Annotated in this window: 13 protein-coding genes; 6 read left to right on the plus strand and 7 right to left on the minus strand. The window is 63.3% G+C overall.

The genetic code is table 11. The features are described 5' to 3' along the window. The first annotated feature begins 164 nt into the window (after window positions 1–164). From ACQZ6J_RS17170 to ACQZ6J_RS17195, 6 genes are read left to right on the plus strand one after another with little or no spacing between them, the layout of a single operon-like run. Window positions 165–1,031, plus strand: a complete 867-nt coding sequence (locus tag ACQZ6J_RS17170; RefSeq protein ID WP_449084949.1) for a branched-chain amino acid ABC transporter permease — start codon at window positions 165–167, stop codon at window positions 1,029–1,031. Continuing rightward, the gene (locus ACQZ6J_RS17175; RefSeq protein ID WP_449084950.1) at window positions 1,028–2,065 is read left to right on the plus strand and encodes a branched-chain amino acid ABC transporter permease; all 1,038 of its coding nucleotides are present in this window, start codon (window positions 1,028–1,030) and stop codon (window positions 2,063–2,065) included. Before ACQZ6J_RS17170 ends, ACQZ6J_RS17175 begins: the two co-directional genes overlap by 4 nt. After that, entirely contained in the window at window positions 2,062–2,766 is a 705-nt protein-coding gene (locus tag ACQZ6J_RS17180; RefSeq protein ID WP_163985544.1) for an ABC transporter ATP-binding protein, read from the plus strand. Before ACQZ6J_RS17175 ends, ACQZ6J_RS17180 begins: the two co-directional genes overlap by 4 nt. Before the next feature lies 1 nt (window position 2,767). Then, window positions 2,768–3,484 (plus strand): ABC transporter ATP-binding protein, encoded by a 717-nt coding sequence (locus ACQZ6J_RS17185; protein WP_163985543.1) that lies wholly within the window; start codon window positions 2,768–2,770, stop codon window positions 3,482–3,484. Window positions 3,485–3,499: 15 nt separating this feature from the next. Beyond that, window positions 3,500–4,216 (plus strand): SDR family NAD(P)-dependent oxidoreductase, encoded by a 717-nt coding sequence (locus ACQZ6J_RS17190; protein ID WP_449084951.1) that lies wholly within the window; start codon window positions 3,500–3,502, stop codon window positions 4,214–4,216. An 11-nt stretch (window positions 4,217–4,227) separates the two neighbouring features. Beyond that, entirely contained in the window at window positions 4,228–5,172 is a 945-nt protein-coding gene (locus ACQZ6J_RS17195) for an AraC-like ligand-binding domain-containing protein (protein ID WP_449084952.1), read from the plus strand. A 41-nt stretch (window positions 5,173–5,213) separates the two neighbouring features. On the opposite strand, the gene ACQZ6J_RS17200 is transcribed toward ACQZ6J_RS17195, so the two are convergent. The 7 genes from ACQZ6J_RS17200 to ACQZ6J_RS17230 all read right to left on the minus strand — a co-directional run. Further along, window positions 5,214–5,603 carry a nuclear transport factor 2 family protein gene (locus ACQZ6J_RS17200; RefSeq protein ID WP_163985540.1) on the minus strand — a complete coding sequence of 130 codons (390 nt, stop codon included), beginning with the start codon at window positions 5,601–5,603 and terminating at the stop codon, window positions 5,214–5,216. Window positions 5,604–5,610: 7 nt separating this feature from the next. Next, complete coding sequence (locus tag ACQZ6J_RS17205; protein WP_449084953.1) at window positions 5,611–6,390, minus strand: MoaF C-terminal domain-containing protein; 780 nt, start codon at window positions 6,388–6,390, stop codon at window positions 5,611–5,613. Between the two features lie 18 nt (window positions 6,391–6,408). After that, window positions 6,409–7,197: an SDR family NAD(P)-dependent oxidoreductase gene (locus tag ACQZ6J_RS17210; RefSeq protein WP_449084954.1), complete on the minus strand. Its 789-nt coding sequence runs from the start codon at window positions 7,195–7,197 to the stop codon at window positions 6,409–6,411. 166 nt (window positions 7,198–7,363) lie between these two features. Then, the gene (hpaI, locus tag ACQZ6J_RS17215) at window positions 7,364–8,170 is read right to left on the minus strand and encodes a 4-hydroxy-2-oxoheptanedioate aldolase (RefSeq protein ID WP_449084955.1); all 807 of its coding nucleotides are present in this window, start codon (window positions 8,168–8,170) and stop codon (window positions 7,364–7,366) included. 11 nt (window positions 8,171–8,181) lie between these two features. Further along, a complete protein-coding gene (gene hpaH, locus ACQZ6J_RS17220; protein ID WP_449084956.1) occupies window positions 8,182–8,985 on the minus strand; it encodes a 2-oxo-hept-4-ene-1,7-dioate hydratase in 804 nt (267 codons plus the stop codon). Beyond that, a complete protein-coding gene (locus tag ACQZ6J_RS17225) occupies window positions 8,985–9,857 on the minus strand; it encodes a fumarylacetoacetate hydrolase family protein (RefSeq protein ID WP_449084957.1) in 873 nt (290 codons plus the stop codon). The genes hpaH and ACQZ6J_RS17225 overlap by 1 nt, the downstream gene beginning before the upstream one ends. A 27-nt stretch (window positions 9,858–9,884) precedes the next feature. After that, window positions 9,885–10,021 (minus strand): aldehyde dehydrogenase family protein (locus tag ACQZ6J_RS17230; protein WP_449084971.1); only part of this gene is annotated, 137 nt, incomplete at its 5' end.

The following is a 10,021-nucleotide window of genomic DNA, read 5'->3' on the forward strand; positions in this document are numbered from 1 at the left end:
ATCTTTGCCATCGGTTCCGCGGCGGAAGAGCCGCGGAACCGAGCGACCCCACGCATCGGCCCGAAAATCGGGATCGTTTTTCGGAAAGCTCGATGCGTTGATCTAAAGTGTTACGGCGTCCTTTGCGTATCTGAAAGACGCGCTGCGCCGTAGAGGATCGATCCATGAACCTTCTACCCTTCGTCATTTCCGGGCTCGGGATCGGCGCCGTCTATGCGCTATCCGGCGTCGGCCTTGTCGTCCTGTTTCGAGCGACCGGCGTTCTCAACTTCGCATTCGGTGCGTTCGGCGCGATCGGTGCGCATTGTGCCTGGCAATTGCTGGAGTGGAAGATGCCGCTCGTCGTCGCCATCCTCGCCGCCGTTGTCGTCTCGACGACGGTCAGCTTTGTCTACGGCCGGATATTCGCCCCCATGCTGTCGCATCGCGATATCGTCGTGCGCGCCGTAGGAACCCTGGCGCCCGCGCTCGTCCTGATTGCGATCATGGGTGTCATCTGGGGTGAGCTGCCACGTCGGCTGCAGTTCCCGACCGACCAGATGTTCGTCTCGCTCTTTGCCGTTCGGCTGACCTTCACCCGCATCATCGCCATTATCCTCGCCGTCATCATGGTCGTTGCCATTACGCTGCTCTTGAGCCGCACGCGCCTTGGCCTCGATATGCGCGCCCTTGCCAATGATCGCGATCTCAGCGCCATTCTCGGCGTGCGCATTCTCTATACGGAAACCGCAGCCTGGATCATCACCGGCATCTTTTCCGGTTTTGCCGGCCTGCTGCTGGCCGATCTGGTCCGGCTGCAGGGAACCTTCCTGACCTTGCTGGTGATCCCGGCAATTGCCGCAGCCATCCTCGGCCAGCTGCAGTCGCTGTGGCAAACGGCCGTCGCCGGCATTCTGATCGGCATTGCCGAAGCCGTGCTGACGCCGATTGCCTGGATATCGCCCTATCGCGCCGCGGCGCCCTTCATCATCGCGCTTATCGCGGTCACGATTCTCGGAGGCACGGCCAAGGCCGCGTTGAAGGACCGATGAGCATTCAGGAGCAAACAATCGCCCCAACAGCCGAAAGCATATCGATGGTGCGTCTGCCCAAGCAGCTTCTTCATGTGCCTGTGACGATGGTGATCTTCTCGGTCGTCATTGCCTGGCTTGCCAATTCCTTCTGGCTTTCCGCCGCGACGTCAGCGGTCGCCCTGTCGCTGTCCGTTGCCGGGCTTGCCATCCTTTACGGCCAGCTTGGCCTCGTCTCTCTCTGCCAGTTTGCGCTTGTCGGCGTCGGCGGCTGGGTGACGCTTCGCGTCGGTCATGCCTTTCATCCGCCTTTCGAGGTCAGCCTGCTTGCGGGCGGCATCGTCGCCTCTGTGGTGGGGCTGGCATTCGGCGTGCCGGCATTGCGTCTGCGCGGTCTCTATCTCGCGCTGGTGACGCTGATGCTGGCCGGCGGCTTCCAGATCGTCATCAGCGCCTGGGGTTTCCCCGACGGCGGTCCCGGTTTCCTGGGAAGGGCCGATGGCGCCGGCCGCGCCATGCTGGCAAGGCCGGCCATGGCGGACGGGGAGGTCTCCTACTTCCTCTATGTCTGCGCGGTTGCGACGATCGGGCTGTTGATCGCGCAAGGGCACAAGCTTGCCCGTCCCGGTCGGGCGTGGGCCCTGATCCGCAAGGGCGAGACGGTTGCGGTCGCAAGCGGCGTCAACGTCCTGATCTACAAGGCCTGGGCCTTCGCCCTGAGCGGCTTTCTCGCCGGTCTGGCCGGCGGATTGCTGGCAGGAAATGTGGGCCAGCTCGACGGGCGCGCCTTCGGCGCCTTCGAAAGCCTCAATCTCTTTGCGCTTGCCATCGTCGGCGGTGTCTTCAACTGGTACGGCGCTGTCATCGCGGGCCTGCTCCTGCGCGCTGTGCCGGCGCTGCTGACCGATCTCGGCATTGACGGCTACGTCACCATCGGGATTTTCGGCGTCGCCCTGTTCCAGGCTCTGGCAACGGCACCCTCAGGCATCGCCGGCCAGATATCGGCTCTCATTGCCCGGCTGAACGCCGGTCTCTCCCGGGGGAAGGCGCGATGATCAAGATCGACAATCTCATCGTTCAATTCGGCGGCGTCCGGCCGATCAACGAGCTCAGTGCGGTGCTGACGGCTCCCGTCGCGGGCCTCATCGGGCCGAACGGAGCGGGCAAGACCACATTGCTCAACGTGCTCTCCGGTTTTGTGAAACCGATCCAGGGCTCGGTCTCTCTCGGCGAGCGGGCCTTGCTGACGATGACGCCGCTGCAGCGGGTGCGGGCTGGCTTACGCCGTTCGTTCCAGACCGAGCAGGTGGTGGAGGATTTGACCGTCGCCGGCAACATCGCCGCTATCGCCGACCATGTCGTCGGCACCGGACGTCATTCCCATGCCGTCGAGCAGGCTTTGGCCTTCGTCGGCCTGGCTGATGTTGCCGATCGGCTCGGCCAATCCCTCAATCTCTTCCAGCGTCGTCTTGTCGAGCTGGCAAAATGCGTGACCGGAGAGCCGAAGCTCATTCTGCTCGACGAGCCGGCCGCAGGCCTGACCGAAGAGGAAGGCAAGACCTTTCGCGAACTGGTGCTGCGCATTCCGGCGGAATTCCGGGCGCAGGTCCTGATCATCGACCACGACGTCGAGCTTATCCGCTCCATGTGCAGCGAAACCATGGTGCTCGACTACGGCAAGCTTCTGGCGCTCGGCCCGACGCATAGCGTGCTTGCCGATCCGAATGTGCGGCGCGCCTATCTGGGGGAGTTCTGATATGGGCGGCATTTCCGAGATCAACGTCGAAAAGCTCGTTGTCGAGCGCGGCGGCAAGCGCGTGATCCACGATGTCTCCTTCTCGGTCACGGCCGGCAAGGTGACGACATTGCTGGGTGCCAACGGGGCCGGTAAGTCGAGCACGGTCATGGCGATGGCGGGTGTCCTGCCGCGCGGCGGGTCCGTGCATCTGGACGGCAAAGCGCTTGAGGGCTTTTCGCCCGACCGCATTCGCCGGGCCGGTCTTGCGCTCGTTCCTGAAGGGCATCGAGTGCTCGGCCAGCTCTCCGTGGAGGACAATATTCTCGTGGCGGCGCTCGATGGCTCGGCAGCCGCGCGGCGGGAGGGTCTGGACCATGCCTATGAGATCTTTCCGGAACTCGCGGAGCGGCGGCGCCAATCGGCATCGGATCTTTCCGGTGGCCAGAAACAGATGGTGGCGATGGCGCAGGCCTTTGTCGCAAAGCCCCGTTTCATGATCGTCGACGAGCTGTCGCTTGGCCTGGCGCCCGCCGTCGTCAAGCGCCTGGCCGAGGCTTTGAAAATTGCGGCCACCCGCGGCATCGGCGTGCTGCTGATCGAGCAATTCGCCAATCTCGCTCTCGATCTGGCCGACCAGGCGCTCGTCCTCGAGCGCGGGCGTCTCGTCTTTTCAGGCGCCGCCGCAACACTCAAGGCCCAGCCGCACATTCTCCACGGCGCCTATCTGGCAAGCTGAAGCGAAGGAGACTTCATGACGTTTTCTGCCGATCTTTTTGCCGGACGAACGGTCGTCGTTGCCGGCGGTACATCGGGCATCGGGGCGGCAACTGCCCAGCGCTTTGCCGATCTCGGCGCCCGCGTGCTGAGTTTCGGGCTCGGTGCGTTGATGGCGCCTGCAAACCGGCGGATCGAGAACCATGAGGTCGATGTGCTGAAGCCGGGCGCGCTGGAAGCCTTCTTCTCGTCGGTCGAGGCGGTCGACGTCCTGGTCAATTGCACCGGCGTCAGCCGTGATCGGGGCGAATGGTCGAAGGCGACCTTCGACGAGGTGATGGCGATCAATCTGACCTCGGTCATGGATTGCTGCCGGCTGGCGCGTCCCCGCATGCAGACGGGATCGGCAATGGTCAACATCGCGTCGATGTACTCGACCTTCGGTGCTGCCGACCGCCCGGCCTATGCGGCGAGCAAGGGGGCAATCGTGCAACTGACGAAATCCCTTGCGCAGGAATATGCGCAGGCTGATATCCGTGTGAACGCGGTGGCGCCCGGCTGGATCGTCACGCCCTTGAGCCGCGCGCTTTTTGCCGACGAACCGGTCTCGGCGCCGATTTTGCGCCGGATTCCGGCAGGCCGATGGGGTGCCGCCGAGGAAGTCGCCGATGCCATCGTCTTCCTGTCGTCCGACGCGGCGCGCTATGTCACCGGCGCCTGCCTGCCGGTCGATGGCGGCTATCTCACATCTTGAGGATATCGATCATGGCTGCAGCACTTCAACGGCATGTCGACAGCGCCAGCGGCCGGGCGTTCGCGGGCCTGGCCCGCAGCCTGTTCGGAAATGTCCGGCTCGACTTCGGTGCCGCCGACGAGGAAAAGAGCCGGATGATGTCGGCCATGCTCGGCGCATGCCGGCTGACGCGGCTGGAGGCGGATCGGCATGTGGTTTTCGGCGATCATGTCATGCTCGATCCAAACGATCCGGATGCGATCAAGCTGATCGTACAGACGGAAGGCAGCGCCTCGCTCATACAGGGCGGCTTGCATGCGCCCGTGTCACAAAATGCGCTCGTGCTCTACGACCCCGGTCGTCCCTATATGCTGACGAACAGCACGCCGGTTCGCCAGCTGTTGTTGCAGTTGCCGCGCCATGCACTGCCCCATGAGGCCGTGGAACGATTGGCACGACCCTTCACGGCACATGCCGAGCATGACGGTATGTGCCGCATTCTGCTGTCGCTGATGGACTCGACCATGCATGAGCTCGACCATCTCGACGAGGCGCGGCGCGCAAGCGTCGGCCAGACCATGATCGATCTCGTCCGCACCATGATCGGCGCCGATCCACAGCCGGCAAGGCCGGTTGCCAATCCGCTCGATCTGCTGCTGCAGCGGATCAAGGATTTCATCGATATCCATCTCGCGCGTCCGGACCTGACCGTGACGATGATCGCGCGGCGCATGGGCTGCTCCGTGCGCTATATCTATCGCGCATTCGAGGCCGAGTGCCTGACGCCTTCGGACTATATCTGGGATCTGCGCCTGCAGAGAGCCGCAGCGCAGTTGCGGGATGCAGGCGGCTATGCGGGCGAAATATCCGAGATTGCCTTTGCGCTCGGCTTTTCCTCCAGCGCGCATTTTTCCCGTTCGTTTCGCCATCGCTATGGCGTCTCGCCGACGCAATGGCGCAAGGCGCGGATTTCCTAGGTAGGGGAGGCGGCCCGGCCAGATCGGGCCGCCTCAATTCCTCATCGCATGGATTCGGCCACTCTCAGGGTGTCCGTGAATTGTTCGAAACGCCGGATCTTGTCTCCCGCCACGCCCCAGACATGCACGACGCGGGCCTTGAACGCCTTTCCGGTCTGCTTGTTGGTGCCGCTATAATCTCCGACGGCAACGACCTCGTCGCCGGCGTCGAGCAGGCGTTCGAGCTTGAAGGTGTATCCGTCGAAGGCCTGTCCGAGCGCCTGAAAGACGTTCTTGACGATCTCCTGCGGGCCGACATAGGTGCCGGCGCAGGGAAAGCCATCCATCTCCGTCCAGCGGCAATCGGGAGCGATGTCGGCGAGCATGCCATCCATGTCGCGGCGGTCGTTGGCGTCGTAATGCGCCTTTACGATATCGAATGCTTTGCGCATGGCGTCCTCACACCGGTTCCTGGCCGGGCAGATAATAGGTCATCGACGCCTTGCGGATGAAGGCGCCGGCCGGGCTGTTCTGGATACGCCCGTCGCCGGTGATGCCGAGGAACTTGCCGGTCGAGCGCATGTCGTTGAAATTGTAGAAAAAGGTGGAGGCGACCGCGATCTTGAATTCCCGGAAGGTGAAGATGTAGAGATTGTCGTCGAACTTGTAGGTCGTGGTCAGGTCGACATCGCCGTGGCCGCGCTGCACGCCGACGAGGCATTGCCAGGCATAGCGCTGCGACGACAGGTAGGTGTGCTCGTAGACATGGTTGGGGCTGTACGTGAAGTGCGCCCTGAGCCCGATCAGGTCGCGGCTTTCATGCGGAACAGGCCCGCTCGCTGCGCCACCTTCGATAACACCCGGCCGGAAGATCTGCGCGACCTGTGGCTCGCCGACGGCATCCTTGAGCTCGCGAACGACCGAGTAGATCGAAAGCACGCGGCGCGTTTCGGTGTTGAGGATCAGCGTTTCGGCTTCCTTGGGACGGCCGGCAAAGACGATTTCGACGAAATAGGTGTTCGGCGCGACTTCGATCACCTCGGATTTGTCGATGCCGCCTTCCTTGCCGTCGGACCATTTGACCTCGCCTTTCGCGAAGGCAAGCTCGAGCGTGCGGCCGTCCTCGAACGAGATCTTGTGGGACGAGCCGGCAAGAGCCTCCGTTGCCGGCAGGCGGTTGGTGTCGATGCCGTAGGCGAATTCGTCGTAGGTTTTCCAGTCCTTGGGATTCTGGTTCATCGGTATCTCCTCCTCGTATTAGTCGACAAATGCCAGCGTCGGCAGGTCGACGGTGCCAGCGCCGCCATCGACGGTCAGGACTGCGCCATTGATCATCGAAGCCTCGGCCGAAGCGAGGAAGCAGACTGCGTTGGCGACATCCTCGGCGGTTGCGGGGCGGCCGAGCGGTACGTCCTTGGTGACGAGCGCGTAGGCTTCCTCGATGCTGTTCAGCTTGTATTTCTCGACGATGAATTCCATCTGCTCGTCGGCCATGGCGGTCATTACCCAGCCTGGGCAGACCGTATTGGTGCGCACGCCCTTGCGGCCGTAGTCGCGTGCCAGCGATTTCGCGAGCCCGATGCAGCCGTGCTTCATGGTGACGTAGCCTGCCGCATCCGGGCCGGCAAAGAGCCCGGCGATGGAGGCGAGGACGACGATATTGCCCTGGCTCTTGATGAGGCTCGGCAGGGATTCGCGGGCACTGACGAAGGCAGTGTTGAGATTGAGCCGGACGGCCAGATCCCATGTCTCGTCCGACATGCTGACTGTCGGCCCGACACCGTGGCCACCGGCATTGGCGATCAGGATATCGAGGCCGCCGAAGGTCTCGACAACCTTTTCGACCGCGGCCTTCATGGCTGCGCCATCGGCTGCGTCGGCTGCGACGACGGCAGCGCCGATCTCCTCGGCAACGGCGCGAAGCGGCTCAGGACGGCGCCCTACCAGCGCGACATTGCCGCCCTCCTGCCGGATGCGGCGGGCAACTGCCGCCCCGATGCCCGTCCCGCCGCCGGTGATCAGGGCGGTCTTGTTCTTGAAACGCATGTTTCCTCCTCTTGGCTTTCCGGTTCATCATGATCGATGCCTGCAAGGACGTCGCGTCCAGCTGTGCAGTCCGTTTTGACTGAGCGTGCACAATGCGCCGCCCATGCCGAAAATTTGCGTGCCGAGACAGAGGGTCACGCGACGCCGGGGAGGATGGCGTCTGCGCTCAGTAGACCTTTGCGTCGGCAGCCGGCTTGGCGGCGTCGGCCTTCTTGAAGTCGTCGAGGAGCTTGGTCGTGGCATTGGCGAGCAGCGTGACATCGTTGCCGATCGCGACGAAGGTCGCGCCAAGCTCGAGATAGCGTTTCGCAAGCGAGAGGTCGCCGATCAGGATGCCGGCCGCCTTGCCGTGAGACTGGATTCTGGCGAGCGCCTTTTCGACCTCGGCCTGCACCTCAGGCGCACCCGGCTTGCCGAGATAGCCCATGTCGGCGGCAAGATCGGCGGGGCCGATGAAGACGCCGTCGACACCCTCGGTCGAAGCGATGGCGTCGAGTGCGGCAAGCCCCGCTCGGCTTTCCACCTGCAGCAGCAGGCAGATCTCGTCATTGGCCGTCGCAAGGTAATCCGGAATGCGGTTGAAGGCAGAGGCGCGGGCAAGGGCAGCGCCGACGCCGCGCACGCCATGCGGCGGGTATCTGACCGCCTTGACCATGGCTTCCGCCATCTCCTTGCTTTCGACCATGGGAATGAGCAGGGTTTGCGCCCCGATATCGAGCATCTGCTTGACGATCCAGGTTTCGCCGATCGGCGGACGGATCACCGCATGGCTTGCCGTGCCCTTCATCGCCTGCAGTTGCGAGACGAGCAGCGGCACGTCGTTCGGCGCATGCTCGGCGTCGAGCAGCAGCCAGTCGTAACCGGCGCCGGCTGAGATTTCGACCGTGTAGGCATTGGCGAGCGCCTGCCACAGGCCGATCTGCGCCCGCCCTTCCTTCAGGGCCTGCTTGAAGAGGTTCTTGGGCGCCGGCATGGTTTACTCCTTCATGCAAAAAACAGGCTGACCGATCCGTAGGGACCGAAATCGGCATTGATGGTGTCGCCGTGCCGTGCCTCGATCGGGCGGATGAATGAACCGGCGAGCACGATCTGGCCAGCCTCGATGCCGTCGCCATATTGTGCCAGGCGGTTCGCAAGCCAGGCGATGCCGCGTGCGGGCTGGTTGAGAACGCCGGCGCCAAGACCGGTCTCCTCGACTTCCGCATTGCGGCTGACGATCGCGCCCATCCAGCGCATGTCGATCTGGTCTGGCCGCACGGCGCGGCCGCCGGTGACGATGCCGGCATTGGCGGCGTTGTCGGAGATGGTGTCGACGATGGTGCGCGCCTTCTTCGTCTCCGGATCGACCCGGAGGATGCGGGTATCCAGGATTTCAAGCGCCGGCGTCACATAGTCGGTAGCGTTCAGCACATCGAAGATCGAGATGTTCGGTCCCTTGAGCGGTGCCTTCATCACGAAGGCGATCTCGGCCTCGATGCGTGGCTGGATAAAGCGGTCGGCCGGCACGGTTGCGCCATCCTCGAAGATCATGTCGTCGAAGAGCACGCCGGAATCGGGGATGTTGATGTTGAGGGCGTATTGCATCGCCTTCGACGTCAACCCGATCTTCCAGCCGATCGGCTTGCGGCCGCCGGCGATCTTCTTCTGCACCCATGCGCTCTGGACGGCATAGGAATCGTCCATGGTCATCTGGGGGTGCTTGAGCGAGAGGAGCCCGGTCTGGACGCGCGTCCGCTCGGCCTGATCGAGGCTCTCGGCTGCGGCCTGGATTTCATCATGAGACAGCATCAGAGCACCTCGTCGGCGATCGTGTTTTTGAGAATGCCGAGGCCATCGGCCTCGACTTCGACGACATCGCCGGGTTTCAGCCAGATCGGCGGATCGAAGCGGGCGCCGGCTCCCGTCGGCGTGCCTGTCACGATGACGTCGCCGGGAACGAGCGTGGTGAAGGTCGAGATGTAGTTGATGATCTTGCGGAAGGAGAAGATCATGCGGCTGGTGCGGTCGCTCTGGCGCACTTCGCCGTTGACGCGGGTTTTCAGCTCGATGTCGTTGAGCTGGGCCGCATCGGTGAAGGGGATCAGCCAGGGGCCGATCGAGCCGGTATTGTCGAAATTCTTGCCCTGGGTGACGTTGAACTTCGCATGGCGCACCCAGTCGCGGATCGTGCCCTCGTTGCAGAGCGAGAGGGCCGCGATGTGGGAGAAGGCATCGGCTTCGGCAATTCGCCGGCCGGCCTTGCCGATGACGATGACGACTTCGCCTTCATAGTCGAGCTGCGGGCTTTCCGGCGGCCGGATCAGCGGTTGCTCGTGCCCGGTGAACGAGCGCGGAAAGCGGATGAAGAGCGAGGGATTGGAGGGGGCCGCCTGCCCATCCTTGTATTCCTCGTTGCGATCGGGGAAGTTGACTCCGACGCAGATGATCTTTTCCGGCGACGGAATGGGAATCTCGAAGCGGATGTCGTCCAGCGCGAAATCCGGCTTCAACGCCTTGGCCTCCTCAGCGAGTTGGGCGAGGCCATCTGCCTCGATCACCTCGCGCAGCGTCGGCCATGTCGCGCCGTGGCGAGCCGAGAGGTCGACGACACCGCCGTCGACCGCAAGCCCGTAGCCATGACGGCCGTTTCTCGAAAAAGACAGGAATCTTGGATGGGTCATGCTTTTATCTCGGGCCTTCCCTTAGCCTCAGACGACGCCGCCGAGGCAGACATATTTGATTTCGGTGAATTCCTCGATGCCGTAGCGGGACCCCTCGCGGCCGAGGCCGGAGAGCTTGACGCCGCCAAAGGGGGCTTCGGCCGTCGAGATCAGGCCGGTATTGA

It is taken from the genome of Rhizobium sp. A37_96 (assembly GCF_053521765.1).

Excerpts from the sequence above, each read along its gene's own strand:
- ACQZ6J_RS17210 (WP_449084954.1), bottom strand. The coding sequence starts at position 7,197 with ATGCGTTTCAAGAACAAGACCGCCCTGATCACCGGCGGCGGGACGGGC.
- ACQZ6J_RS17195 (WP_449084952.1), top strand. The coding sequence starts at position 4,228 with ATGGCTGCAGCACTTCAACGGCATGTCGACAGCGCCAGCGGCCGGGCG.
- hpaI (WP_449084955.1), bottom strand. The coding sequence starts at position 8,170 with ATGCCGGCGCCCAAGAACCTCTTCAAGCAGGCCCTGAAGGAAGGGCGG.
- ACQZ6J_RS17205 (WP_449084953.1), bottom strand. The coding sequence starts at position 6,390 with ATGAACCAGAATCCCAAGGACTGGAAAACCTACGACGAATTCGCCTAC.
- ACQZ6J_RS17200 (WP_163985540.1), bottom strand. The coding sequence starts at position 5,603 with ATGCGCAAAGCATTCGATATCGTAAAGGCGCATTACGACGCCAACGAC.
- ACQZ6J_RS17170 (WP_449084949.1), top strand. The coding sequence starts at position 165 with ATGAACCTTCTACCCTTCGTCATTTCCGGGCTCGGGATCGGCGCCGTC.
- ACQZ6J_RS17190 (WP_449084951.1), top strand. The coding sequence starts at position 3,500 with ATGACGTTTTCTGCCGATCTTTTTGCCGGACGAACGGTCGTCGTTGCC.
- ACQZ6J_RS17185 (WP_163985543.1), top strand. The coding sequence starts at position 2,768 with ATGGGCGGCATTTCCGAGATCAACGTCGAAAAGCTCGTTGTCGAGCGC.
- ACQZ6J_RS17180 (WP_163985544.1), top strand. The coding sequence starts at position 2,062 with ATGATCAAGATCGACAATCTCATCGTTCAATTCGGCGGCGTCCGGCCG.
- hpaH (WP_449084956.1), bottom strand. The coding sequence starts at position 8,985 with ATGCTGTCTCATGATGAAATCCAGGCCGCAGCCGAGAGCCTCGATCAG.
- ACQZ6J_RS17175 (WP_449084950.1), top strand. The coding sequence starts at position 1,028 with ATGAGCATTCAGGAGCAAACAATCGCCCCAACAGCCGAAAGCATATCG.
- ACQZ6J_RS17225 (WP_449084957.1), bottom strand. The coding sequence starts at position 9,857 with ATGACCCATCCAAGATTCCTGTCTTTTTCGAGAAACGGCCGTCATGGC.